Consider the following 22,577-nt stretch of genomic DNA (forward strand, 5'->3'; position numbering starts at 1 on the left):
CGGCTATCTGGGGCAGGTATCTGAGCGCGCTCAGGTCAACGCCCTCAACGCCGACCTCGAACTCGACACCGTCCACGTAAATCTTGAACCTCTGAACCGCCGGCGGCACCTCGGGCTTCATCCTGCCCTCCTTCCTCGCCCTGAAGAACTCCAGCGCCACCTGCGGGAAGAGGCAGTAGGTCAGAACGTCCTCCTCATTCTCCAGGTAGCCCAGCTCCTCGAGCTCCTTCCTGCATTTCTCCAGCGAGGGTGCGAGCAGCTCTCCGGGTCTTACGGTTATGGGTTCCTCATCCCCCAGGACCTTTGCCCGCAGCTCGGGGTTTATCTCCCCCGGCGGCCTTCCGTAGAGTCCTTTGATGTAGTTCTTGACCTCCTCTGTTATCCTCTCGTACCTTCCAAAGAGGACGTTGAGAACCGCCTGCGTTCCGACTATCTGGCTGGTCGGCGTCACCAGCGGCGGCCATCCAAGGTCTTCCCTGACGCGCGGAATCTCCTCCAGAACCTCCTGGAGCCGGTCTAAAGCTTTCATCTCCTTCAGCTGGGAGATGAGGTTGGAGTACATTCCCCCCGGAACCTGGTACTTCAGAACGTAGGGGTTCACCATGAGTGCCTCCCTGTGGAGCATTCCGGAGTACTTCTCGTCGAGGAGCCTCTTCAGGTACCTCGAAACCTCGTGGATGAGCTCCCTGTCGAGGTGGCTCCCAGCGGCCTCGGGCAGGGCGTGCCAGATGGTCTGTATGCCCGGCTGGGCCGTTCCAAAGGCGAGCGGGCTTATGGCCGTGTCTATGTAGTCCGCCCCGGCCTCGACGGCCTTGAGGTACGTTGCGACGGCCATTCCCGTTGTGGAGTGGGTGTGGACGTTTACGGGAACACCGTAGCGTTCCTTTATCTCGCTCACCAGCTCGTAAGCCTTCCGCGGCGTCAGCAGGGCCGCCATGTCCTTGATGGTTATCACATCAACATCGAGCGCCAGGAGCTCTTCGACCTTTCCCAGGTAGTACTCGAGCGTGAACACCTTTCCGGTCGTGTACGCTATAACCCCCTGCACCTCCGCCCCGACTTCCTTCGCCTTCCGTATCGCCACCTTCATGTTCCTGACGTCGTTTAGGGCATCGAATATTCTGAAAATGTCTATCCCGTTCCTGTGGGCCAGCTCGACGAACCTTTCAACCACGTCGTCGGGGTAGTGCCTGTAGCCGACGACGTTCTGCCCGCGGAGGAGCATCTGAAGCTTCGTCTTCCTTATGTGCTCTCTGAGGAGCCTCAGCCTCTCCCACGGATCCTCGCGGAGGTAGCGGATGCAGACATCGAAGGTAGCTCCTCCCCAGACCTCCATGGAGTAGAAGCCTATTTTATCCATCTTCTCTGCTATCGCGAGCATGTCATCGGTCGTGAGCCGTGTGGCTATGAGGGACTGGTGAGCGTCCCTAAACGTCGTATCTATTATCTCAACCCTGCTCATACCCTCACCTCCATCCAGGGCTACAGTCAGCAATTTAAAAGTCTAACGACGTTCGGTGGAGAAGAATTCGACAGAAGACGAAATGATGCCGCGCCGGAAAATTTGAAAATTGGTGGGGGCTCAGAGGAGCCCCTCGGCTTTCGCCGCTTCCTCCGGGTCCTCGTTGCGGTGGACGACGCGGAGGAGTGCCTTTATAAATGGCTCCGGGTCTTCGCGCTGGAAGATGTTTCTTCCAACGACCGCTCCGGCTCCGCCGGCCTCTATGACATCCCAGACGAGCTTGAGGAAGTCCACGGGGTTATCGGTCTTCGCCCCGCCGCTGAGGAGAACCGGGACTCCAGCTGCCGCATCAACGACCTTGGCGAAGGTCTCCCTCGAGCCGGTCCAGTAGGTCTTTATCATGTCCGCGCCGCTCTCAACGGCCGCTCTGGCACCGTACATGACGACGCGGTAGTCCTCTTTCCTGCCGTACTTTTCGTTTATGTACGGTCCGCGTGGATAGGCGAACTGGACGACCGGGAAGCCGAGGTCGTGGGCGTAGCTCGCTATTTCAGCGAACTGGCGCATCATGGCGTCTTCCTGTGGGGAACCCCAGTAAACGGTCGCGGCTATGGCATCGGCGCCGAGCTTCACCGCGTCCTCAACGAAACCCAGCTGGCTCTGGAGGAGCTGGTCGTCCTTCGGGCGGAGGTTGGTCTTGCTGGTGAGCTTGATCATCAGACCGACGTTGGGTTTTACATCTATTCCCGCGGCCCTCGCGAGTCCCGGGAGCATCATGACGCCGTCGATTCCGGCCCTGACGACCTTTTTTATGATAATCCTCGGGTTAACGTGCTCCCAGTGCTCCTCGAAGTCCGTCGGCCCGTGCTCGAAGCCGTGATCCATGGCGAAGATGAGGGCCCTTCCGTCCCTCCTGAAGAAGCGCTTCATCCTCCTCTTTATGCCTACGTTCTGGTATGCATCCATACTAATCACCGGGAGTGATATATTCTTTTGAGGATTTAAGGTTTTTGGGCGAAGGTTGTTTAAGGAGTCCATGGAAATCACTTTGGTGGTGGAAATGGAACGCATCATCGGAAGAAAGCTCATAACCCTGGACGAGGTTGGCTCAACCAACGAGTACGCGAAGCGAATAGCGCAGGATGTCCCGGAGGGAACGGTTGTCGTGGCAAAGCGGCAGACCGCCGGAAGGGGCAGGAGGGGAAGGAACTGGACCTCCCCCGAGGGCGGTCTGTGGATGAGCGTTGTCCTCAAGCCACCCAGGGTCGATCCAAGGCTCGTCTTCGTCGGGGCGCTGGCGGTCGTCGATACGCTCGCGGACTTCGGAATAGAGTCCGGGATAAAGTGGCCCAACGATGTGTGGGCGGGGGGCAGGAAGATATCTGGAATACTGACCGAAGGAAAGGCCGGGGAGTACAGCATACTGGGAATCGGCCTCAACGTGAACAACGCCATCCCCGAGGAGCTCAGGGAAAACGCTGTTTCGATGGTGCAGTTTACCGGTAGGGAGCTGCCGCTCGATGCGGTTCTTGAGAGGCTCCTGTTCCACCTGGGGGGATGGTATCGGGTTTTCCTCGAGAGGCCTGACCTGCTGATGGCGAAGGTTCGCGAGAGGGCATTCATACTGGGAAAGGCCGTCACCGTAACTGAAGATGACGAGAGAATCTCGGGCATAGCACTGGACATACTGGACGATGGCTCATTACTTATGGGCATTGACGGACAGTTAAGGAGAATCCTGTATGGAGACGTCTCGCTAAGGTTCTTCTAAATTCTTTGTCATTCTGTCAATATTTAACGGATAACATTAATATATCATCATCGACTTATTGATTCTGCTGGCAATTAGTCAGCTTAATAAGGGGGTGGAACAGTGGGAAAGGGACTTCTGAGGAGGTATCTGGACTACCCGGTTCTCTGGAAGATACTCTGGGGCCTCATTCTGGGCGCAGTGTTTGGCCTGGTAGCGGCTCACTTCGGCTGGCAGGACGCCGTTGAGACATACGTAAAGCCCTTCGGCGACCTCTTCGTCAGGCTTCTGAAGATGCTCGTCATGCCAATAGTCCTCGCGTCCCTTGTGGTGGGTGCATCAAGCATCAGCCCCGCCAGGTTGGGCCGTGTGGGCGTTAAGATCGTCGTTTACTACCTGTTTACCTCAGCGTTTGCGGTGTTCTTCGGCCTGCTCATGGGCAACCTCTTCCGTGTGGGGAGGGGAGTTGACCTTGGAACCGGTGCCGGCAAGGCCATGGAGGCCCAGCCGCCGTCCCTGGTTGACACTCTCCTGAACATAGTGCCGACGAACCCATTTGAGTCGCTCTCCAGCGGTGCGGTTCTTCAGACGATATTCTTTGCGATAGTCCTTGGGATAGCCCTCACGTACCTCACCAACAGGGAGGACGAGAGGCTTAGGACCGCTGGAACGACACTTCTCAGGGCCTTTGACGGCCTTGCTGAGGCGATGTACCTCATAGTCGGAGGGGTCATGCAGTACGCACCGATAGGCGTCTTCGCACTCATAGCCTACGTCATGGCAATCCAGGGCACGAAGGTCATCGGACCGCTGACAACGGTCGTTCTGGCCGTTTACGCCGGTCTGGTTCTTCAAATACTGCTTGTATATGCCGTCCTGCTCAAAATCTTTGGTATCGACCCGGTGAAGTTCCTCAAAAGGGCAAAGGACGCCATGCTGACGGCCTTCGTCACGAGGAGCTCCAGCGGAACGCTGCCGGTTACGATGCGCGTTGCAGAGGAGGAGATGGGCATCGACAGGGGAATATTCTCCTTCACGCTGCCCCTCGGTGCGACGATAAACATGGACGGAACCGCGCTCTACCAGGGGGTTACAGTCCTATTCGTCGCATACGCCATCGGTCAGCCACTCTCCCTGAGCCAGCAGCTCGTGGTCGTTCTCACGGCGGTTCTGGCCTCGATAGGAACGGCCGGAGTTCCCGGCGCGGGGGCGATAATGCTCGCCATGGTTCTCCAGAGCGTCGGTCTCGACCTCACGGCCGGAAGTCCGGTTGCCCTCGCCTATGCCATGATACTCGGAATCGATGCCATCCTCGACATGGGCAGGACGATGGTGAACGTCACCGGCGACCTCGCTGGAACAACGATCGTGGCCAAAACCGAGGGAGAGCTCGACACCTCGAAGTGGAAGGGCTGATCTCTGGTTTTCTCTTCCCCTTCCTTGCCTTTTTCCAGGTTTTTATTTCCCTGGTTCTGGAGATAAAGTTAAATACTCCGATGCGGCGCTAGTTACCGGCAGAGATGAAATGGAGGTAGTGCCTAATGAAAAGAGTCTTTGCAGTTATTTTTGCGGCGATTCTTCTGACGTCTCTCGTTGGCCCGAACTTCGGGCTTGCAGGGGATACGGCCCCCGTGGTCTACAAGCAGGACTTCACGTTCAAGATAATCGTTCTGCCCAACGGCAGCGCCAACATCACCATGACGAGCGTCTGGCTGGGACCGAAGGAGGAGATCGAGAAGCAGATAGAGAAGATTCTCAACGAGACCCAGAACGGCAACATGACAATGGAGGAGGCTATAGAGAAGTTCGAGCAGGAGCAGCTCGCCAGGTACATCCAGGGACTCGCCCAGGCCGGTGTAAAGCTGGTGAACGAGAGCATGAAGTCCTACGGCATGGAGGAGGGCAACAACATAACCCTCGTCTTCAACGCGATAGCCCTCGACTACGCCAGGTACTACTCGTATGATCACTACTGGGAGCTCTGGATCGACCCGACCAGGGGATACGGCTCCATGATGGTCCCCGATACGGGGTTCCCCTTTGGAATCGAGGCCAACAACACGTTCATAGTTGTCCTTCCACCCAACGCGACGCTCCTGAGCTACCCCAAACCCTTCGTTAAGCAGTACAACCAGAGCAGGTTCGCGGTCGAGTCGAGTGCGGAGGGTGATACTGTCATCGTTCGCTCCCGCATATACCTTGAGCCCTGGCTGACCCCCGACGGTTTTAAGTCTCTCTTCGGGGACTACGGGGACTACTACATCCGCTACAAGACCCCCTACGAGGGAGTCGAGCACTACGAAAAGAGCGTAACCAACGAGTACGTTACCATTGACGTGTACTCCAACGGCACCGTCAGGCTGCACATGAAGGACGAATACGTGGAGCCCCTCAGGGACGTCATCGCCAGAAAGGTCGAGATAGTGTCGTACGGGGTTCAGAACGTTACGGAGTACATACTCAGAACGTACTCCCTTGCGCTCGGTTACCAGGGTGCCATAGTGGACGGGGGCAAGGTCACCATTCTCGGACTCAACGAGACAACCGCGCCCCTCGTCATTGACGCGGAGTACATGCTGAGGAACTTCACAAAGTACGAGAACGGATCATACGTCTACACCTTTGATCCAACGATGGGAATGGCCCAGAGCCTCCAGGACAGGAGCGAGTACGAGGTAAACAACACCCTGCACCTCACCCTCAACCTGACCGGCGGCGGGGAGTTCATCGAGGTGCCCGACAACATCAGCACCGAGGTCAAGGGCAACCGCTTTACCATGACCGTTGTCCGCAGGGGGAACACCCTGGAGATAGTCTCCAACGTTTACATCCGCTACGGCGCCCAGCCGGAGGACGTGAAGACCCTCCTCGCCAACCGCACCAGCGCAACGGTCAGGTACACCCTGCCGGCAGAGGGGACCAACGGAGGAATGAGCGACACACAGAAGATGGCCGCGGTCATCGTTGCGGTGCTTACCGTGGCCCTGGCGGTGGCCTTCTGGAAGAAGCGCTGAGCTTCTTTCTTCTTTCTTCCACGTTTCGATACCCATTTAAGGGAGCGCTCCAATTTTGGTTGGTGGTCAGGATGACGCGCAAGCTCTACTACGAGGATGCCTACCTGAGGGAAGCGAATGCGAAGGTTCTTGAGGTAAAAGAGGGTGCCCTTCTTCTTGATCAGACGGTGTTTTACCCGACCGGCGGCGGCCAGCCCCACGACAGGGGGACGATAAATGGCGTTGAGGTTCTCGATGTCTACAAGGACGATGCCGGGAAAGTCTGGCATGTGGTTGGCGAGCCCGAGAAATTCAAGCCCGGAGACGAGGTCGAGCTTAAAATCGACTGGGACTACCGCTACAAGCTCATGAGGATTCACAGCGCGATGCACCTCATGGAGCACGTGCTGAACGAGGTTCTCCCTGGCGAGTGGGAGCTCTATGGCAGCGGCATGAGCGTCCAGAAGGGCCGCTACGACATAACCTACCCGGAGAACGTGAACCAGTGGAAGGAGCAGATTATAGAGACCTTCAACAGGCTCGTTGACGAGGGCGGCGAGATGAAGATATGGTGGGAAGGAGAGACCCGCTACACCCAGATAAGAGACTTCGAGGTCATCCCCTGCGGCGGAACCCACGTGAGGGACATAAAGGAGATAGGGCACCTGAAGAAGTTCAAGCGCTCCAGCCTGGGAAAAGGAAAGCAGAGACTGGAGATTTGGCTTGAGGATTGAATGGTTATGTGTTTCTGACCCTGATTTCTATCTTTTTCCCGTATTCCGAGAGAGAAAGGGACATTATGATTTTGAGCTCGATCCGGTCGCCATCTAACCTCACCTTGAGGACCCTGCTGGCGTGCTCCCGGAACTCCTTGAGAGTTCTCTCGCTGAAAAGCTCGGTGTTTACGAAGTAGATCGTTGCCCTACCCTCATCGCCCAGGTACGGCCTGATCATACGGCCAAAAAGGGATTCCAAGTCTCTCCTCTCCTCCTCGTGCATCGCCAGAACCTTATCAAAGCCGAGCACGATCCTGACTGTGTAGTCCGCGTTTATCTTCTTTAGAGCCTCTTCATAGTGCTTTTTCCTTATTGGGAGCTCCTTACTCAGGTCAACTTTGCCGAGGACGTTTCCGGTCTTGAGCAAACCGCCGATTTTTATGACGTTGGCCGTGTCGATGAGCTCAGTATCGATGCCTGCCAGTTTCATGTGGGTTCTGAAAACGTGGAGCTGATCCAGTTCATCCACTATGATAACGGGAAGTCCGTTCTTTCGCAGACACCTCAGAATGAGGTGCAGGAGTATATGAACCGGCTCCCTGGAGGTGTATTCGATTAGAATGTCCTCCCCAGGTTTGATGTCTTTGATGTACTCGAACAATACATCTTCTCCTGCGGTCTCCATAATCCTCCCCCATCTTTTTAAAACGATGTTAATCGTAAAAAAGATTTTTGTTGACCAAGAACACCTTGCGGATGTCACTTCTCAAACACGTAGAAATACCTCTCCAGGCTCTTGTGCACGCGCTGGTAGTACTTTCCGACCATTTTGAAGCCGACCTTCTCGGCCTCCGCTTCCCCATAAAAGCTCGCTGGAAAAGCTATTGCCAGCCTTCCACCCTCTTCTAGGACGCCGTAGATGCTCTCCAGCACCTTCCTGTACAGTTCGTCCCGTTTTCTGCCCGCGAGCGTCGCCGAGGTTCCGTAGGGTGGATCGGTAGCAACGGCCTCGAACCTCTTTTCCGGGAACAGCTCCTCCAGCTTCGTGGCGTCGCCGAGTCTGAGTTCGTAATCCCTTACCCCGTAATGCCTGAGGTTCATCTCGGCCCCCTCGACCATCTCCGGCCGTATGTCCACGCCGTAGACCCTAAGGCCGAGCAGTCCGGCCTCCATGAGGATTCCGCCGGCGCCCATCATGGGGTCGAGGAGCTCTCTCTTAGCCTTCGTGAGGTTCACCAGCGCGCGGGAGACCCTCGGGTGGAGGGAAATCGGCCTGAAAAACGGCCTGTGGTGGGCCTTTCTACTCTCGAAGTCCTTGGGGTCGAAAAAGCGGAGCCTTATTCCAGCGTAGAGCCTCTCGCCGCAGTAAACCCGGACGAAGGTGTCCGGCTTCGAAAGGTTCACCTTGAACCCCTGCGCGTGTATGACCGCGCCGAGCTTCCTGGGCAGGTCGAGAACGTCATGCCTGCAGTTGACCATGGTTTCTGTGTCAACCTTAAACGTGCCCTTAATCGGCCAGTCCACCTCTTCAGCCTTCTGGAGGAGCTCTTCTATGGACTCCGCCTCCAGGATGAGCTCCCCATATTCGTGGGAAAGGCCGAGCCGGCTGAGGTAGGGGAAGGTTTTCTCATCGGCGTCGAGCTTTAGGAACAGGTAGTCCTGATCGGTTATCTCCCCCCCTGCCAGCTCCAGCATGGCCTTCACTTCGTCCCTTGCCATTTCCGGGAGGTTTCCGAGGATTTCTAGGTAGAGCATGGTTCCACCTTCCCGGGCGGGTTTTTAAGCCTTGCCCGCTATACAGCACTGCCCAGAAAGGTTAATATACGTTCAAGCGTAACCATTGTTGGTGAGTTCTGTGGAGATAACCGACAAAGAGGTTTTTGAGATTGCCATAAACGCGGAGATACGGGCCAAGGAGGCCTATGAGAAGCTCGCTTCTATAACGAAGAGCGATATCATAAGGGACGAGCTGCTCTTTCTGGCCAGGGAAGAGGACAAGCACAGGGAGATAATCGAGAAGATGGCCGAGAAGTTCGAGGGAGGAAGGACTGAGCCGAAGAAGATAGAGATAGACGTCATGGGCGAGTTCAAGGTCATCGCCGAGAAGATGGCGGGGGCGATAAAGAAGCCGGACATCAACGTCGACGAGGTCTACGAGATAGCCATGCAGGCCGAGCTGGTGAGCGAAAAGCTCTACAAGGAGCTGGCCGGCTACGCCGCCACCGACAACACACGCCTCATCCTCGAGATGCTCGCCGACATGGAGAGGAACCACTACAGCATTCTGAGGAAGCAGTACGACTACATCATGCGCTACCCGGACATCTACAAGGAGGAGCTATACGACCAGCTCATGAAGGACATAAACTTCAACTTCTGAGGGCTTTTACTCTTTTCTGTATTTTGGATTATCCAGATTCCGGGGTGTCCATCGTTGTTCTCCTAAGTTGTTCGCTGAGAACTTTAGAACACCGAAAGACTAATAAATGGCCATAACGTAACATTAAGTGCAAAACCCCTTTGGGGGGGGCGATGCCAAGAAAGGTGTTGGTCCTGTTCCTGCTGGGAGTTTTGTTCTTTGCAGGAGTGGCCGTGGCACTGGACGGCAACGAGCCGGAGGCAATAACCAGGGACCCCCTTGTCCACGACGAGAACACCTACGCGCCCACAGACGATGGAAGCCTCTACTGCTGGATAAGCGGGTATGCAAGTCAGAGTCAGCCTGGTTACCTCTACAATATATACGGCGGCGCTGGTTCGACCGGAGTCTGCGATCTGTGGGCCAAGAAGTTCAGCCCGTCCACCGCAACCCCGCCGGCCGGATACGCCTGGGACTCTGCCCAGGTAGCCGCCACCGGCTGGTGCCCCTTCTGGCCCAAGACCATCTACGCCGAGATAACCTGGGTTCCGGGAACTACCTATACAAGTACAACTGAAGAAAGTTGAGTGAATCGGAATCGGGGGGAATCACATGGAGAGGGTTTCTAGGTTCTTCGTTCTCCTCTTTTTTGTTCTTTTGGTTCTAAGCCCGCTCGTCTCGGCAACGCCCTACTGGTTCAAGGAAGGAATATACGCCAAGTACGTCGCCAGGGGCTGGCTGTCAATCGACCTGAACACCTCCACGGGGAACGTGACCTATTACTGTCCCAGGGTGGAGTTCACGTGGCGCGTCCTCAACGTTTCCGGCGATAGAGCCCGGGTATCGCTCCTTCTCCTCGGGTTCAACTGCACCCGGGAGGCTTACTCCACCCTCAGCCTGGAGGAGGCGACGGCCCTTCTCCGGAAGTACCAGGAGCGCTACAACTTCACGGGCGGGGGTTGCCTTGAGGTGCCCGTAGCGGGGGGCAACGTTACCGTGTGCGAGGAGAGTTACTCTGAACGGACGGCACAGCGCTCCTTTGGCCTGATGATCACGGAGGGGGCGGGCAGGCTGTTCAACAAGTCCTACGTACCGGGGAACTTCAGCAGGGCCGGGGTTGTTGAAATCGACCTGACCACGGGAGAAATCCACGTGAACGGAACCCCCGTTGGGGGAAACTTCCTCTGGGCCGAGAATCCGGCCAACGTGACCGGACTTGAGATACTGCCCGGGCTAAAAATCGAGACGGTCAAGATGATAAACTCGACCGCGATGACATACTACGGTGACTTCAACGCCCCGGTTTATATGGCCCACACGAACATGATGGATCTAAAATTGGTTGTTGGAAAGGACGTTATCCTCTACGACGGTTCGAGCGGCCTGGCGATAGCTCTTTACACTCCCTTCAGTCCGCTGTGGAAGGCCCTCGGCGTGAGTAGTGCCATGATTCAGGACACCGAGTTTGCCGAGGAGCACGAGGATGAGATCAAGAACGGGGGCAAGATGCCTCCCTTCGGTCTCGTCCTGGCAGAGACAAACATAGACTTCACGAAGCCCGCTGAGCTTCCCAACGAGGGGCCGTCAAAGACCGCCATAGCGGCGGCGGTTGGGGTTGCAGCAATCCTCGTGGCTCTCTTCCTCTGGAGGTGGGGGCGTTGAAGGAAATCCGTCCGCTGGGAGCTTCGCTCCCCCCTGAACCTTGCGATGGCCTCAGGCGGTGCGGTCCTGGTGGGGCTGGTCATGAAGAGGTACTACATGACCTGGAGCGCCAGCTCCTACGGCGGGCCGTATGGGGTTGAGATGCTCGGCTCTGTTTTCAGGAACTCCTTCACCGGCGACGTCTACCTCCTCCTGGCCCTCCTCGTGCCCTTCCTCGTCACGCTGGCGGTGAGGCTCGAAAGGGACGAGGGGGTCGCGCTCTCCGTCTACTCCCTCCCGGTTTCGAGGGTTAGAATCCTCCTCGCCAAGTTGCTGGCGGCGTTCCTCCTTCTCCTCATCTTCGTCTTTTCCGTCCACCTTCTCGTGTTCACCCTCCACTTCGCGGCGACTCCGGAGGCAGTCGCCGAAGTCCTGAAGGTTCAGACAGTACCAATGGCTTTCTTCTACCTCTCTGCCCTCCTCTTCATGGTCTCCGTCGCGGCGGTGGTTGCCATAGCCTCACCCAACACTTACATCTCCATATTCGGGGGCTTCGTGCTCCTCTACCTCCCCGAGTTCGTGGGGGCGGACTGGTTCTGGCTCTTGAAGTGGAGGAATGCACTGACCAACTACAAGTGGGCCACGATATCCCTGAGCATGGATCCCGTCTTTGGCCGGGAGTTCCTCAGGGTGACCCTCCTTCCGGCGCTGGTTCTTGTGGCCATCTACCTCATCATCGGCAACTGGAGGGACGTGAGATGAGGCTCCTCCGGGTTCTCCTCCTCACCCTCATGCTCGTCTCGCTCCTGAGCTTCGGCCTGCAGTCGGGCCTCGAGCCGAGCGACGTCCACTACCACAGCGCATTCGTGGCCGATAGGGGGACAACGGCGATCTACGTTTCCTCCGCATCATCCGCAAAGCTCTACGCCGTTGGCATCGGGGATTTCAGGGTGAAGGACCTCCAGACGGGCGAGGTAATATTCTCCGGGAGGGTTAACGGCAACGGGGCCTTTTCCCTCATCTTCCCCCACCCCGGCTACTACGAGTTCAGCGGGAACTCCAGCCAGGGAATAACGATAACCGTTACGCCCGTTGACGTCGGATTCCCAGGGGAGCAGAAGACGGCCCACCTGTGGGCGACGGCGCTCTTTGGTGTCTTCCTGGCAGTAACTCTCATCGGGGGTGGCAGGAGATGATAATCAAGGCGGAGAACCTTCACAAGTACTTCGGGCCGATAAAGGCCCTGCAGGGAGTTACGGTTGAGGTTCCCGAAGGCTTAACCCTCGTCCTCGGCCCCAACGGCGGCGGAAAGAGCACCTTCATGAAGGTTGCCCTCGGCCTCTACAAACCCACCAAAGGAAGCGTGAGGCTCCTCGGAAAAGACCCCTGGAAAAGTCCCGAGGCGAGGAAGAGCGTTGGCGTCGCCTTTGACCCCGGCAGGTTTCCAAAGCTGACCACGGGGAGGGAGTGGCTGGAGTTCATAGCGAGGGGAAGGGGAGCCGGGGACGAAGACGTTGAGAAGGCCGCCGGGCTGTTCGGCATCGAGGACGCCCTCGACAGGAGAATAGAGGGCTACTCCTCCGGAATGCTGAAGAGGCTTTCCCTCGCACAGGCATTCGTGGGTGAGCCTGAGGTGATCTTCCTCGATGAACCGCTGGCCAACGTGGACTTCGAGAGCGTCGCAGAAATAGTGGAAATAATCAAGAAGTGGAAGGCCGGGGGCAGGAGCTTCATCATCATAAGCCACATATGGGAGCCTTTCGAGAACATCGCCGACTTCGGGGTCGTCATAAGCGGCGGGAAGGTCTACCTGGCGGGGCCTTTTGCGGAGATTAAGGGGGAAGTTGAAGCCATGTTCCGCCCCCCAGCATTGGATAACGAATGAGTGGGTTTGGCTTTTTTATCCTCCAAACTCCCCGTTCACCGCTATCCAGCCAACGTAGATTAGAAAGGCAATCACGCCGTACTCGATCAATGCCGCTGCCCCTCTCCGGTCCCCGGCCCTGAGCTTCTCCGTCAGAACCTCCGTCCCGGCGTAGGTGTGGAGGAGCAGGAGGAAGACGAAGCCAAGTTTAACAAATCTGCTCAGGTGTATCGCCTGGGAGCGGGAAAATGTGAGAAGGCCAAGGGATGCAGTTCTTGCCGCCTCGCTCGTCAGCCCGTAGCCGCTTATGGCCATCAGGCCAGCAAGAAGGAGGAGCGGAAGGGAGGTCCACTCCACTATCGCCAGGGCAGTCTTCGGCCTCACCGGCTCACCTCCCCGGGGTGGATTCGTCAGGGATTATGGCGTCGTCCGGGTAGCCGGCGCTCTCCCAGGTGCCCTTGAAGTCGTAGCCGACGGGTTCTATGGCGGTTATGTACTTTATCCACTTGTAGCCCCACCTGCCCGGGACGACGAGCCTCGGCGTTATCGGCTCCCCGTTGAGGGCGTAGGCCACTATGATATCCTCGTCTTTCATCACCGTCGCGAGGTACAGGTCGGTTGTGTAGCCGTCACTCGCGTAGAGGGCCACCTTGTAGGCGTCCCCCCTGATCCCTGCCCTCTCTAGGAGAACCCTCAGCGGAACGCCTGTCCACGTGCCGTTCTTCCTCGGCCTGTTCGGGCTGTCCACGCAGTAGAGAACCACCGTGACGTTCCTCGACGGAAGGCTCGCGAGGCCGTCATACGTGATGCTGTAGGGCCTCTCAACCAGTCCCCTGACCTGGATTACTCCCCGCTCCGTGGAGAACTCCCGGCTCGCGGTGCTCCCCCCGTCCCTTCTGATGAAGTGCGTGCCGCCCACGAGGAGAATGATTACAATGAGTGCGAAAATGCCCTTTCTCATGACATCACAACCAAAACTCTTTCCTGGAGACCCCTCTAGGGGAGAATATAAAAGGGTTCGTGGGCAGATGTGGGTAAAAAGAAATCAGGCCTTCTTCAGCACCACGAATTCCCTGTAATCCATGACCTTGACGAAGCCCTTTCTCATATAATATGAATAAGCCTCAAGCTCCGGGAAGGTTATCACGTACGCTTCCCTGCCGAGCTCCTTGAGGCGTTGGATCGCAAACTCCAGCAGCTGGGAGCCGTAGCCCCTGCCCTTGTACGCCGGATCGACCATGAAGAACTCGATGAGCCCGGTTTTCTCCCCCTTTATCTCCTCCGGCACCCACCAGACGTCCTTGCCTTCGAGGTTGTAGACGAGGGCAACCGTTCCGGCTATTTTTCCTTCATCGTCCCTTAGAACGTAGAGCTCATCGAACTCCTTTCCGAGGCGGAACTCAAGGAACGGTTCGTAAACCCTTCTGAAGCCCTCAAAATCGTCAGTTGAGGGCTTGTTCTCCACCCACTCCAGCGCCGGGTATGCGCCTCCAGTCCCCTGGTAAACCCTGAAGACGAAGTGAACGAGTTCCCCTTTAAGACCCAATGGATTGTCAGCCTTCTCAATCATCATACCTGTCCACCATAAGGTTATTAGGATTGGAGACCTAAAATGTTTTGGTGATAGCATGAACGAACTCGAGGCTCTGGCCTTGGCCCTTGAAGTTGAGAAGGCCGGGTTGAAGTTTTACATAAGGCTCGCAAAAAAGGACGGCGATGAGAGGGCCAGGAAGATGTTTCTGTTTCTGGCAAACGAGGAAGCGGGCCACTGGGAGCTATTCGAGGAAAAGTTCGTCGAGAAGCTCATAGAGGAGTGCGAGCTCCCCGCGGTTGACAGGGCCGCCCTTGAGAACCTCCTCGTGAGAGCAGACGAAAGAAAGCTGAGTGAAGTGGACGCCGTGAAGATAGGGATGGAGCAGGAAAAGAAGACGTGGAAGTTCTACGAGAAGGCCGCGAGGGAAGCAAAACATGAGGACGTCAAGCGCGTGTTTGAGGAGCTGGCAAAAGTTGAGAAGGGCCACTACGAGCTGCTCAAGGCCCAGTACGACTCGGTGATGAAGACCGGCATCTGGATGGACTACCAGGACTTCAGCCTTGAGGTTGATTGAGGTGATAACATGCTTGCTGAAAAGCCATTTTTGGTGAACCGGGAGAAGCCCCTCTCAAAGAGGGAAATTGCCCAGGCGCTCCGCTGGGCCATCGAGGCCGAGCTCGATGCCATAAGCTTCTATGAACAGCTGGCTGAGCTTATAGAGGACGAGAGGATAAAGCACATCTTCTACGACGTTGCCAACGAGGAGAAGGAGCACGTTGGGGAGTTTCTGGCGGCGCTCCTCGAAATCGACCCTGAGCTGGGGAAGTATATGAAGGAAGGCTTTGAGGAGGTCGAGGAAGAGACCGGCATAAAGGTCGAACTGTGACCTTTTCCTTCCTCTTTTCTGTCGCTTCCCTTCGACTCTCGTGCACTAAACAGTATGTTGATGCACTGTTACGCTAAATAAAAAACGTTATTAAGGTTCGATGTTCATATAGTTCTGGTGATGTGCATGAGTGAACCACTTGTTAAGAGGGCCTATGAGACCGAGAAGAAGGCCGCCGCGAGCTACACCGATGGTCTCGGCCTCATAAGGGGACAGGGTCTGAGGTACACCAAGGTTGAGGAAGTCGTTGGCAGGATAGCCGTCGACACGATAATCCACAAGCACCTGATGAAGGCCATTCTCGATGCCCAGAAGGAGCTGGAGAAGCTCGCCGGCGAGGGGCCGATATCCGAGGTCAAGGACGTCGAACTCGCGCCGGAGCAGAGGGCTCTCGTTAAGCGCTTCGCCGAGATGCATCTGGACATCGAGAAGGACATGATAGAGACCTATCAGAAGATGGCAGAGAAGATGACTCATCCTCTGTTTAAGAGCCTCGCTGAGGCCCTTGTCGAAAACGAGCGGGAGCACCACAGGATTCTGGCGGAGCTGATAATAAAATATAAGGAGTAAGCCAGAGGATCCGAGTAGTACCATGTGCTTCTTAATCTCTCTTTGTGTTGACCTGTTCAAAAAAATGAAAAACCAAATTACGGCCCGACGTGCATCATCTGGCTGTACATCTCCCAGTCGAGAAGGAGCTCGTACTCGGCCTTCAGTGTGTAGTAGTGGCCCATCTCCATGTCGCCGAGGTAGCGCATCAGCCTCTTTTTGTCATCAGTATCGACAAGGTTCTCGATTTCGGCGTAGAATTTGGCCGCTATATCCTCCGCTCTAATGGCCCAGCGAATAAGCTCCAGGATATCCTCCGCACCATGGAGCTCCCTCGCCACAGGCTGGAGCTCGGGCCCTATGTGTTCCTCCGGATAGATAACCTCCTTCCCTGGAAACATTGACTCGTACATCTTCCTGAGCAGCGCCTCGTGCTTGCCCTCCTCCCCGGCGAGCCACACTATCTTGTCCTTTAGAGCTTGGATCTCTATCCTCTCGGCGAGGCTCTCATAGAACTTTCTCGCCCCGACTTCCGCCTTGATGGCCATTCCAAGGAGCTCCTCCAGTGGGAAGTCTCGGATCTTCTCAACGGGAAGGCCCTCTTCAAGCTCGGGAGGAACCATTTTTATCCCTCCTCCATCAGCAGTCCAAGTTCATTGTAGACCTTTATCTTATTAAACCCTTCCTCCCGCAGTACCTTTATTATGTCACCTAAGATCTTTCTCTGGACGTTGATGGCTATCATCTGGCAGAAGTGGCATTTGGGCGTTGAGCGGGCCATGAGCAGAAAAACATCTGCCTCTTTCCCTTCCACGGTTATCCCGTACACCAGCCCTTCGTCCACGATGTTGAGGCCTGCCTCTGGGCCTTTAACGCGCCTGAGAACTTCGACGACGCGCTTAACCTCGGCCGGCAGGTCTTCTCTAACTCCCTTTTTTGGCTTTCTGGAAAAAATGCCAGAGAGTCCCAAGGCTCAGACCCTCTCGGGGCTTATGTCCTCCGCGGTGTATCCCTTTTTGTTCTCAAACACTCCAACGGGGTTGCTCTTGAGGTCGTAGACGTAGACGTTCTGGAACTTCACGAGGGCGAAGCGCTCGATGATGTCCCCGATTATCTTCGAGTAGGCTATGGCGCTCTCACCGGTTATGTTGTACTCCGCGTGGCTCTCGAAGTTGAGCCACACCTTCAACGCGTCGTCCGCGACTTCCAGGCCGGCAACGACGCCAGAATCCAGGATGTCTCCTCCCGTAACGGGGTCGGTTATTTTGGCGAGCTCGTCCAGAACCTCCCTGTAGTGCTCCGGCCACTCGCGGTTCGGCATGTAAACCTTCATTTTTCTCACCAGTGGTGGGTTTGAAGTGTCCGGTTATAAGCCTTCCTGGGCGGTTATGTGTAATGTGGGATAGTTTGAGGATAATTTGAAGTATGTCACCGTGAGAACGCCGACCCAGAGGAGCACCGCGGTAACGTATGGCAGCACTATCGTGGCCTTTAGTATCCCATAGGTATCGTTCAGAGCGTACCGGGTCCAGGAGAACAGGACGATGAGCCATGAGGAGAGCACTAGTAGATGTCTTTGGATTCCTCTTTCAATCATCATGTGGGCGTTCATTAGGAGAAGGAGAGCCAGGAAGGGGCCGGCGTAGGCCACATCAACGGCAACTGTCGAGTAGTTCCCCGCCAGAAAGAGGCTCAAGAATGTCAGGACGCTTTGAATCATGAGCCTTCCGGTTATCCCCTTGACACCAACGTTGGCGAGTGCATACCCGATCATCGCAGGTCCGATCAGAATAAGAGAGAGCACTGCAGTCGTCATCCCGCCGCTACCGAGAACCCCCCATGCAAATCCCAGGGAAGTCAGAAGTCCCCCGAGTAGCATAACGGTGGGGTAGGGACTCCTCGCATCGCCCCGATGTTTTTCAATCTTGCGCAGGATCATCCAGGCAAGGAAAATACCGCAGAATATCAACATCCCAGTGGAGCTCATCACGATTTTATACCACATCTCGGACATCTTTCTCAGCACCTTAAACAGTTCAAACGAAAGAATTTAGTACGTCACCATAAATAAACCTTCCGGCCGGTTCGCGGTGAATCACTAAAAAAGAGGGGTTGGGGCGGGGAAATCACTCCAACATGACCTCGTTCTCCCACAGGCCGTGAATGTTGCAGTAGCTGAGCGCGTAGAGCTTGCCCTTCTTCTCGGTCCTGAAGAAGAATGCCGCCCTCGGCTCGGTGAGCGGGTCGCCGTGGTTCGTGAAGGCAACCCTGCCGACAAGAATTGGGAAGTTCTCTCCTTCGGGGTGGAAGTAGAGCTCAATCCAGGCTATGTGGTGCTCCGGGGTGTTCGGGTGCGGTATCTCCTTTCCAACGCTGACCTCGACCTTAACGAGGTCGCCCTCCTTCTCGTACTCTATAACGGGGACGTGCTTCTCCCCCTTCCAGTCTCCACTCTTTATGGTTCCGCTAAGCATCTCCACCACCTCACTCTATCTTTTCAAACATGTCCTTGGGAGCGCCGCAGAGCGGACAGACCCAGTCCTCGGGAAGGTCTTCAAACTTGGTTCCCTGGGCTATCCCACTCTCTTCGTCACCCTCATCCTCATCGTAGATGTAGCCGCAGACTATACACTTCCATTTCGCCATCTCTTTCACCATCCTGATGTTATTAGTTCGCCCTTATAAGGTTTGCGCCTCAAACTTGAGAAATGGAAAAGCGAAAGATTTACTCAAAGATCACGAACTTGTCCCTGGGGGCACCGCATACCGGGCAGTACTCGGGGGCTTCATCAACTGCAGTGTAGCCGCAAACCGGGCAGATGTAGACCTTCTTTACCTCGATATCCTCCCCACTCTCGGCCTTTTCCTTGGCCTTGGCGTACAGCTCGGCGTGTATCTTCTCTGCCTCAAGGGCGTAGTGCGTCGTCCTAATGGCGTCCTTCTCCCCCTGGAACTCGGCGGCGTTCTTAAAGACCGGGTACATCTCCTCGACCTCGTAGGTCTCGCCGTCTATACCCGCCTGCAGGTTCTCGGGGGTCTTTCCAAGGTGTCCAAGCGCTATGAAGTGGTTCTTTGCGTGAATGAACTCTGCGTGGGCAATAGCCCTGAAAAGCTTGGCTATGTTGGGGTATCCCTCTTTCTCTGCCTGTTCGGCAAAAATCAGGTACTTCATGTGGGCCATGCTTTCGCCGGCGAAGGCGTCCTCCAAAAACTTCCTTGTCATTTTTCTTTTCACTACCATACGATATCACCAACAAACGGTGCTGCACTAGCATCTTCGGGTTTGGAGTATATAACGATTTTCCAAACCAAAGGTTTGACGAAATCTGCACTTCAGTCAATAGGCAGTCCCTCTTTAATGGCTTTTTCGAGCCTGAACGCTTTCTTTACATTACCGAGGACAACGGCCCCGACGGGGCTTTCCCCTTCGTAGAAGACCTTCGTATCCTCCCCGAGCCAGCTCCCAGACCCTTTCGTTTTTCCGATAATCGCCACACCGAAGTCAGCGAACTTGAAGAAGGCCGACCTGAAAGAGAAGTCGTAGCGGTCGTCAGCGCCCCTCAGAAGGTTGGCGAGAACCTTTGCCTGCTCCACGGCGGCCTTTGCTGTTCCCCCAACGACGCCACCGTGCTCGGCACAGTCACCTATCGCGTAGACATCCCGCGCGGAGGTTCTAAAGCGGTCGTCTATGAGTATCCCCCTGCCGGCGTGGATGCCGCTCTTTAGGGCGAGCTCCCTGTTCGGCACTATGCCAAAGGCACAGACCTTCAGCCTGCCCCTGATGTAACCTTTATCGGTTTTTAGACCCTCCTCGTCAGCCCCTAGAGCGTTCGTTTCCAGATGGAACTCAACGCCCGCTCCTTCGAGCCTCTCCATTATAATTTCGCTCAGCTCTCCATCGAGGCCGAGCAGGGTTCTTCCCCTGTGGACCACCCTCACGGTGTGGCCGGCTTTGGCAAGGTTTCCGGCGAGTTCGAGCGCTATGAAGCCCCCACCGAGAATAGTTATCTCGCCCTCCTCTTCAAGGCGCTCTTTTATCAGCTTTGCATCGTTGAGGGTTCTAAGCGTTAGGATGTGCTCCTTCCCAGGAACCTCCGGCTCTCTGGCCCTCGCTCCGGTCGCTATAACGAGGGCATCGTAGGGTATCTCGCCCTTGTCTGTCACGAGAACCTTCCGGAGTCTATCGACCAGCTTTGCCTCCGTCCCGAGGAGCAGGTTTATTCCTCTCTCCTCGTACCACTCCCTGGAATATGGGAAGAGCTTCTCCTCGGGAATGAAGTCCGCTATGTAGTGGCTCAGCAGGGGCTTTGAATAGTGGGGCAGGTTTTCCTTTTCCACCACTGTTACGTCGAACTCCCCGGCCAAGCGCTTGGCCAGCTCAATCCCGCCCGGCCCGTTGCCGACTATAACTACCCTCACGCTGCCACCTCACCGTCTGGTGTGGGGACCGAGGTAAAGCTCGAGCTGCGCCCCAAAGAACTCTATGGGGGCGTTTATGTACTCCGGCTGCCCCTGAGTCACGTCTTCCAGGTACTCAACGTGGCTCCTTATCGATGCGTAGTGCGCCCGCTCCTGCGCGGCCAGGAAGCCGAATATTCCCCTGTGTTCGGGTAATATTTCGCTTAGATGGCTGTATATCCTCTCAGCAGTTTTCTCATTGACGAGGGCAACACGCATTGCTTCGATGAGGTTTACAACGGTGTCCACTTTCACGGAGGTCTCGGCGAAGGGTATTCCCTCCGGGACAGCATAGCTGGTGTCCCCGAAGAGGTCTTCGTGGAGCTTCAGCAGTATCTTCTTGTGGCTGGCTTCCGCCTTGGCAAGGTCCCTGAAGAAGTCTCCAAGAACTTCGCCGCTTTTTGCTGCCAGGGCCTCGTAGAATCGTTTTGCGTCCTCCTCCGAGGCAATGGCGTAGCCCAGTATCTCCCTGGGGGAGAGCTGGGCAAGTTGGTCAAGAACATCTTCCATCTGCATCACCATTTTCATGTTTTACATTGAAGTATTTAAACTTGTATGGGTTGGAAAAAGAAAAGCCCATTACGAGATCCACGTCACAAGTTTTCTTACGCCCGCCCTGAGCCGCTCCTCGTCCTCCGGCCTGGGCATACCGCGGCTCTCGACGGTGTCGACGTGGTCGAACTTGCTGCGAGTTATCAGGGTCTCCATCTTCTTGCCGGCAACCCCGGCCCATCCAAAGGCTCCAACGAGGAGAACCGGCTTCTCGTAGTTGGCCTTGTCCACTATCTCGTAGAGGGCGTACCTTATGCGCGGGTGTATCTCGGCCTCGTAGGTCGAGGCGCCGATGATTATCGCCTCGCTGTCCGGGACTTCACCCAGTATGTCGCTCACCGCAGGGGCTTCCTTGTCCGTGAACCGGTAAACGACCGGGTTCAGCCCGTTCTTCCTCAGCTCGTCGAGGACTATCTCCATCCTCCTCTCAACGAAGCCGTACATGGAGTCGTAGAGCACCAGGACCTTGCCCTTCGTGACCTTTCCCGCCCCAACGGCCTCGTAGTGTTCGAATATCCTGGCCGGGTTCTTCCTCCATATGAGGCCGTGTCCAGGGAGTATCATCCTCGCCTCTTCGACTATGCCGAGGCCCTTGAGCTTCTTGATGTTCTGGACGATGTACTTGTGGTAGTGGCCGATGACCGTGACTATGTACTTCGTCACGTGGGGAAGGTACTTTTTAACGACCTCCTCGTCGCTGTCGTCTATGGCCGGTGGAATTGAGTAGCCGCCGCCGGCGTCGCAGCTGAACATGAGTTTGTCCTCAACCACGTAGGTTATCATCGTGTCCGGCCAGTGGAGCCAGGGGACGGTTATGAAGCGGAAGGTTCTGCTCCCTATCTTCATCTCCTCTCCATCTTTGATTGTGTAAAAGTTCTCAACGACTTTCTCGCCGTAGAATCCCTCCAGGAAACGCTTGGCGAAACTCGTGCCTATGAGCTTGGCTTTGTAGCCGTTGGCCTCAAGGAAGGCCGGTAAGGCCCCGGTGTGGTCGGGCTCGGTGTGGTGGATTACAACGTGGGTTACCTCCTTTGGATCGACCAGCTTTTCGAGGGCCTCCATGAAGAGGTCGGTATATTCGGCCTTGCTCAGGTCGAAGAGAACCGTCGCACCGTCAAGCTTCATCAGGTAAGCGTTGTAGGTTATCCCCTCGGGGATGTCCCATGTGGCTTCGAAGTATCTTATCCTGTCATCGTCGACCCGGATTATGTAGAGCTCCGGATCGTCAAGAATCTTCTCAACTTTCACATCCGGCATTTCTATCACCGAACCTATTTGGTGCGGAAGCATAAAAAGCCTTTCTTGACCAAAAAGTTAAGGACGAAATTGGGTAGAGTTAAAATTTTGAAAAGGAACTCACCCTCCCTCCAGGAGCCCGAATATCCCCTCCAGGTCGGGCACTTCCCTTATCGGATAGACCTTGAAGAACGCCACCTTCCCGTCTTCGTCTATGAGGACGTTTGCCCTCTCGGAAAAGCCATCCTTTTCACGGAACAGGCCGTAGAGCTTTGCAACCTCCCCGTGCGGCCAGAAATCGCTCAGAATCCTGAGCTTCTTGAGGCCGATATGCTCGGCCCAGGCCTTCTTGCTCGGCACGGCGTCGACGCTTATCCCGACGGGAACGACGTTCAGGCCCTCAAAGCGTTCATGGTTTTCCTCAAGGGCTTTCATCTGCTTCTCACATATCCCGGTCCAGGCTAGGGGATGGAAGGACAGCAGAACCTTCTTTCCGCTGAAATTGCTCAGTCTGAAATCCTCACCGTTCTGATCCTTCAGAACGAAATCCGGAGCCTTTTCACCAACGTTCATACCA

31 protein-coding genes are annotated in these 22,577 nt (G+C 55.9%); 13 read left to right on the forward strand and 18 right to left on the reverse strand.

Going from position 1 to position 22,577, the window contains the following annotated elements; all coding sequences use genetic code 11:
• Nucleotides 1-1,462 (reverse strand): pyruvate/oxaloacetate carboxyltransferase (locus APY94_RS01260; protein WP_058937912.1); only part of this gene is annotated, 1,462 nt, incomplete at its 3' end.
• A 120-nt stretch (nt 1,463-1,582) separates the two neighbouring features.
• Complete coding sequence (gene fba / locus APY94_RS01265) at nt 1,583-2,428, reverse strand: class I fructose-bisphosphate aldolase (protein ID WP_058937913.1); 846 nt, start codon at nt 2,426-2,428, stop codon at nt 1,583-1,585.
• 94 nt (nt 2,429-2,522) lie between these two features.
• Here fba and APY94_RS01270 point away from each other — a divergent pair, with 94 nt between their 5' ends.
• From APY94_RS01270 to APY94_RS01285, 4 genes are all read left to right on the forward strand, one after another.
• Nucleotides 2,523-3,233 carry a biotin--[acetyl-CoA-carboxylase] ligase gene (locus APY94_RS01270; protein WP_058937914.1) on the forward strand — a complete coding sequence of 237 codons (711 nt, stop codon included), beginning with the start codon at nt 2,523-2,525 and terminating at the stop codon, nt 3,231-3,233.
• A 102-nt stretch (nt 3,234-3,335) separates the two neighbouring features.
• Nucleotides 3,336-4,628, forward strand: coding sequence for a dicarboxylate/amino acid:cation symporter (locus APY94_RS01275; RefSeq protein ID WP_058937915.1), 1,293 nt, complete (start codon nt 3,336-3,338; stop codon nt 4,626-4,628).
• Nucleotides 4,629-4,753: 125 nt separating this feature from the next.
• On the forward strand, nt 4,754-6,226 hold the full coding sequence (locus APY94_RS01280; RefSeq protein WP_058937916.1) for an exodeoxyribonuclease VII small subunit: 1,473 nt from the start codon (nt 4,754-4,756) through the stop codon (nt 6,224-6,226).
• Nucleotides 6,227-6,297: 71 nt separating this feature from the next.
• The gene (locus APY94_RS01285; protein ID WP_058937917.1) at nt 6,298-6,939 is read left to right on the forward strand and encodes an alanyl-tRNA editing protein; all 642 of its coding nucleotides are present in this window, start codon (nt 6,298-6,300) and stop codon (nt 6,937-6,939) included.
• A gap of 4 nt (nt 6,940-6,943) precedes the next feature.
• Here APY94_RS01285 and APY94_RS01290 read toward each other — a convergent pair whose 3' ends face one another.
• Both APY94_RS01290 and APY94_RS01295 read right to left on the reverse strand, forming a co-directional pair.
• The gene (locus tag APY94_RS01290; RefSeq protein ID WP_058937918.1) at nt 6,944-7,606 is read right to left on the reverse strand and encodes a DUF257 family protein; all 663 of its coding nucleotides are present in this window, start codon (nt 7,604-7,606) and stop codon (nt 6,944-6,946) included.
• A gap of 74 nt (nt 7,607-7,680) precedes the next feature.
• A complete protein-coding gene (locus APY94_RS01295) occupies nt 7,681-8,676 on the reverse strand; it encodes a TIGR01177 family methyltransferase (RefSeq protein WP_058937919.1) in 996 nt (331 codons plus the stop codon).
• Between the two features lie 100 nt (nt 8,677-8,776).
• Here APY94_RS01295 and APY94_RS01300 point away from each other — a divergent pair, with 100 nt between their 5' ends.
• The 6 genes from APY94_RS01300 (at nt 8,777) to APY94_RS01325 (ending at nt 12,806) form a co-directional block, all read left to right on the forward strand.
• Entirely contained in the window at nt 8,777-9,301 is a 525-nt protein-coding gene (locus APY94_RS01300) for a ferritin-like domain-containing protein (protein ID WP_058937920.1), read from the forward strand.
• 152 nt (nt 9,302-9,453) lie between these two features.
• Entirely contained in the window at nt 9,454-9,867 is a 414-nt protein-coding gene (locus APY94_RS01305; protein ID WP_058937921.1) for a hypothetical protein, read from the forward strand.
• A gap of 25 nt (nt 9,868-9,892) precedes the next feature.
• On the forward strand, nt 9,893-10,942 hold the full coding sequence (locus APY94_RS01310; RefSeq protein ID WP_058937922.1) for a hypothetical protein: 1,050 nt from the start codon (nt 9,893-9,895) through the stop codon (nt 10,940-10,942).
• Nucleotides 10,943-11,011: 69 nt separating this feature from the next.
• Complete coding sequence (locus APY94_RS01315) at nt 11,012-11,683, forward strand: ABC transporter permease (RefSeq protein WP_245610369.1); 672 nt, start codon at nt 11,012-11,014, stop codon at nt 11,681-11,683.
• Nucleotides 11,680-12,117, forward strand: coding sequence for a hypothetical protein (locus APY94_RS01320; RefSeq protein ID WP_058937924.1), 438 nt, complete (start codon nt 11,680-11,682; stop codon nt 12,115-12,117). Before APY94_RS01315 ends, APY94_RS01320 begins: the two co-directional genes overlap by 4 nt.
• The gene (locus tag APY94_RS01325) at nt 12,114-12,806 is read left to right on the forward strand and encodes an ABC transporter ATP-binding protein (RefSeq protein ID WP_211259686.1); all 693 of its coding nucleotides are present in this window, start codon (nt 12,114-12,116) and stop codon (nt 12,804-12,806) included. Before APY94_RS01320 ends, APY94_RS01325 begins: the two co-directional genes overlap by 4 nt.
• A 15-nt stretch (nt 12,807-12,821) precedes the next feature.
• On the opposite strand, the gene APY94_RS01330 is transcribed toward APY94_RS01325, so the two are convergent.
• The 3 genes from APY94_RS01330 to APY94_RS01340 form a co-directional block, all read right to left on the reverse strand.
• The gene (locus APY94_RS01330) at nt 12,822-13,169 is read right to left on the reverse strand and encodes a hypothetical protein (protein WP_058937925.1); all 348 of its coding nucleotides are present in this window, start codon (nt 13,167-13,169) and stop codon (nt 12,822-12,824) included.
• A 4-nt stretch (nt 13,170-13,173) separates the two neighbouring features.
• The gene (locus APY94_RS01335; RefSeq protein ID WP_058937926.1) at nt 13,174-13,746 is read right to left on the reverse strand and encodes a molybdopterin-dependent oxidoreductase; all 573 of its coding nucleotides are present in this window, start codon (nt 13,744-13,746) and stop codon (nt 13,174-13,176) included.
• 84 nt (nt 13,747-13,830) lie between these two features.
• Nucleotides 13,831-14,358 (reverse strand): GNAT family N-acetyltransferase, encoded by a 528-nt coding sequence (locus APY94_RS01340; RefSeq protein WP_058937927.1) that lies wholly within the window; start codon nt 14,356-14,358, stop codon nt 13,831-13,833.
• A gap of 55 nt (nt 14,359-14,413) precedes the next feature.
• Here APY94_RS01340 and APY94_RS01345 point away from each other — a divergent pair, with 55 nt between their 5' ends.
• The 3 genes from APY94_RS01345 (at nt 14,414) to APY94_RS01355 (ending at nt 15,775) form a co-directional block, all read left to right on the forward strand.
• Nucleotides 14,414-14,893: a ferritin-like domain-containing protein gene (locus APY94_RS01345; RefSeq protein ID WP_058937928.1), complete on the forward strand. Its 480-nt coding sequence runs from the start codon at nt 14,414-14,416 to the stop codon at nt 14,891-14,893.
• 9 nt (nt 14,894-14,902) lie between these two features.
• Nucleotides 14,903-15,205, forward strand: a complete 303-nt coding sequence (locus tag APY94_RS01350; RefSeq protein ID WP_058937929.1) for a ferritin family protein — start codon at nt 14,903-14,905, stop codon at nt 15,203-15,205.
• Nucleotides 15,206-15,325: 120 nt separating this feature from the next.
• Nucleotides 15,326-15,775 (forward strand): ferritin family protein, encoded by a 450-nt coding sequence (locus APY94_RS01355; protein ID WP_245610370.1) that lies wholly within the window; start codon nt 15,326-15,328, stop codon nt 15,773-15,775.
• A gap of 77 nt (nt 15,776-15,852) precedes the next feature.
• On the opposite strand, the gene APY94_RS01360 is transcribed toward APY94_RS01355, so the two are convergent.
• The 11 genes from APY94_RS01360 to APY94_RS01410 all read right to left on the reverse strand — a co-directional run bounded on the left by APY94_RS01360 (nt 15,853) and on the right by APY94_RS01410 (nt 22,573).
• Nucleotides 15,853-16,377, reverse strand: coding sequence for a ferritin family protein (locus APY94_RS01360; protein WP_058937931.1), 525 nt, complete (start codon nt 16,375-16,377; stop codon nt 15,853-15,855).
• Nucleotides 16,378-16,379: 2 nt separating this feature from the next.
• Nucleotides 16,380-16,724 carry an iron-sulfur cluster assembly protein gene (locus APY94_RS01365; RefSeq protein ID WP_058937932.1) on the reverse strand — a complete coding sequence of 115 codons (345 nt, stop codon included), beginning with the start codon at nt 16,722-16,724 and terminating at the stop codon, nt 16,380-16,382.
• Between the two features lie 3 nt (nt 16,725-16,727).
• Nucleotides 16,728-17,087: an iron-sulfur cluster assembly protein gene (locus APY94_RS01370; protein ID WP_058937933.1), complete on the reverse strand. Its 360-nt coding sequence runs from the start codon at nt 17,085-17,087 to the stop codon at nt 16,728-16,730.
• A 33-nt stretch (nt 17,088-17,120) separates the two neighbouring features.
• A complete protein-coding gene (locus APY94_RS01375) occupies nt 17,121-17,768 on the reverse strand; it encodes a hypothetical protein (RefSeq protein WP_058937934.1) in 648 nt (215 codons plus the stop codon).
• Nucleotides 17,769-17,880: 112 nt separating this feature from the next.
• Entirely contained in the window at nt 17,881-18,228 is a 348-nt protein-coding gene (locus APY94_RS01380; RefSeq protein ID WP_058937935.1) for a class II SORL domain-containing protein, read from the reverse strand.
• Between the two features lie 10 nt (nt 18,229-18,238).
• Entirely contained in the window at nt 18,239-18,400 is a 162-nt protein-coding gene (gene rd / locus APY94_RS01385) for a rubredoxin (RefSeq protein WP_058937936.1), read from the reverse strand.
• Between the two features lie 79 nt (nt 18,401-18,479).
• A complete protein-coding gene (locus tag APY94_RS01390; RefSeq protein ID WP_058937937.1) occupies nt 18,480-18,995 on the reverse strand; it encodes a rubrerythrin family protein in 516 nt (171 codons plus the stop codon).
• A 92-nt stretch (nt 18,996-19,087) separates the two neighbouring features.
• Nucleotides 19,088-20,173, reverse strand: a complete 1,086-nt coding sequence (locus APY94_RS01395; protein ID WP_058937938.1) for an NAD(P)/FAD-dependent oxidoreductase — start codon at nt 20,171-20,173, stop codon at nt 19,088-19,090.
• Between the two features lie 9 nt (nt 20,174-20,182).
• Nucleotides 20,183-20,728 (reverse strand): ferritin-like domain-containing protein, encoded by a 546-nt coding sequence (locus tag APY94_RS01400; protein ID WP_058937939.1) that lies wholly within the window; start codon nt 20,726-20,728, stop codon nt 20,183-20,185.
• A gap of 63 nt (nt 20,729-20,791) precedes the next feature.
• The gene (locus tag APY94_RS01405; protein WP_058937940.1) at nt 20,792-22,021 is read right to left on the reverse strand and encodes an FprA family A-type flavoprotein; all 1,230 of its coding nucleotides are present in this window, start codon (nt 22,019-22,021) and stop codon (nt 20,792-20,794) included.
• A gap of 99 nt (nt 22,022-22,120) precedes the next feature.
• Nucleotides 22,121-22,573: a peroxiredoxin gene (locus APY94_RS01410; protein WP_058937941.1), complete on the reverse strand. Its 453-nt coding sequence runs from the start codon at nt 22,571-22,573 to the stop codon at nt 22,121-22,123.
• Nucleotides 22,574-22,577: the final 4 nt, after the last annotated feature.

It is taken from the genome of Thermococcus celericrescens (assembly GCF_001484195.1).
GTDB classification, from domain to species: Archaea; Methanobacteriota_B; Thermococci; order Thermococcales; family Thermococcaceae; genus Thermococcus; species Thermococcus celericrescens.

Coding starts and splice junctions, on each gene's coding strand:
- APY94_RS01335 (WP_058937926.1), bottom strand. CDS start 13,746: ATGAGAAAGGGCATTTTCGCACTCATTGTAATCATTCTCCTCGTGGGC.
- APY94_RS01360 (WP_058937931.1), bottom strand. CDS start 16,377: ATGGTTCCTCCCGAGCTTGAAGAGGGCCTTCCCGTTGAGAAGATCCGA.
- APY94_RS01350 (WP_058937929.1), top strand. CDS start 14,903: ATGCTTGCTGAAAAGCCATTTTTGGTGAACCGGGAGAAGCCCCTCTCA.
- APY94_RS01305 (WP_058937921.1), top strand. CDS start 9,454: ATGCCAAGAAAGGTGTTGGTCCTGTTCCTGCTGGGAGTTTTGTTCTTT.
- APY94_RS01390 (WP_058937937.1), bottom strand. CDS start 18,995: ATGGTAGTGAAAAGAAAAATGACAAGGAAGTTTTTGGAGGACGCCTTC.
- APY94_RS01295 (WP_058937919.1), bottom strand. CDS start 8,676: ATGCTCTACCTAGAAATCCTCGGAAACCTCCCGGAAATGGCAAGGGAC.
- APY94_RS01380 (WP_058937935.1), bottom strand. CDS start 18,228: ATGCTTAGCGGAACCATAAAGAGTGGAGACTGGAAGGGGGAGAAGCAC.
- APY94_RS01320 (WP_058937924.1), top strand. CDS start 11,680: ATGAGGCTCCTCCGGGTTCTCCTCCTCACCCTCATGCTCGTCTCGCTC.
- APY94_RS01325 (WP_211259686.1), top strand. CDS start 12,114: ATGATAATCAAGGCGGAGAACCTTCACAAGTACTTCGGGCCGATAAAG.
- APY94_RS01270 (WP_058937914.1), top strand. CDS start 2,523: ATGGAACGCATCATCGGAAGAAAGCTCATAACCCTGGACGAGGTTGGC.
- APY94_RS01405 (WP_058937940.1), bottom strand. CDS start 22,021: ATGCCGGATGTGAAAGTTGAGAAGATTCTTGACGATCCGGAGCTCTAC.
- APY94_RS01340 (WP_058937927.1), bottom strand. CDS start 14,358: ATGATGATTGAGAAGGCTGACAATCCATTGGGTCTTAAAGGGGAACTC.
- APY94_RS01290 (WP_058937918.1), bottom strand. CDS start 7,606: ATGGAGACCGCAGGAGAAGATGTATTGTTCGAGTACATCAAAGACATC.
- APY94_RS01370 (WP_058937933.1), bottom strand. CDS start 17,087: ATGAAGGTTTACATGCCGAACCGCGAGTGGCCGGAGCACTACAGGGAG.
- fba (WP_058937913.1), bottom strand. CDS start 2,428: ATGGATGCATACCAGAACGTAGGCATAAAGAGGAGGATGAAGCGCTTC.
- APY94_RS01355 (WP_245610370.1), top strand. CDS start 15,326: ATGTGCATGAGTGAACCACTTGTTAAGAGGGCCTATGAGACCGAGAAG.
- APY94_RS01310 (WP_058937922.1), top strand. CDS start 9,893: ATGGAGAGGGTTTCTAGGTTCTTCGTTCTCCTCTTTTTTGTTCTTTTG.
- APY94_RS01285 (WP_058937917.1), top strand. CDS start 6,298: ATGACGCGCAAGCTCTACTACGAGGATGCCTACCTGAGGGAAGCGAAT.
- APY94_RS01280 (WP_058937916.1), top strand. CDS start 4,754: ATGAAAAGAGTCTTTGCAGTTATTTTTGCGGCGATTCTTCTGACGTCT.
- APY94_RS01375 (WP_058937934.1), bottom strand. CDS start 17,768: ATGTCCGAGATGTGGTATAAAATCGTGATGAGCTCCACTGGGATGTTG.
- APY94_RS01345 (WP_058937928.1), top strand. CDS start 14,414: ATGAACGAACTCGAGGCTCTGGCCTTGGCCCTTGAAGTTGAGAAGGCC.
- rd (WP_058937936.1), bottom strand. CDS start 18,400: ATGGCGAAATGGAAGTGTATAGTCTGCGGCTACATCTACGATGAGGAT.
- APY94_RS01410 (WP_058937941.1), bottom strand. CDS start 22,573: ATGAACGTTGGTGAAAAGGCTCCGGATTTCGTTCTGAAGGATCAGAAC.
- APY94_RS01400 (WP_058937939.1), bottom strand. CDS start 20,728: ATGCAGATGGAAGATGTTCTTGACCAACTTGCCCAGCTCTCCCCCAGG.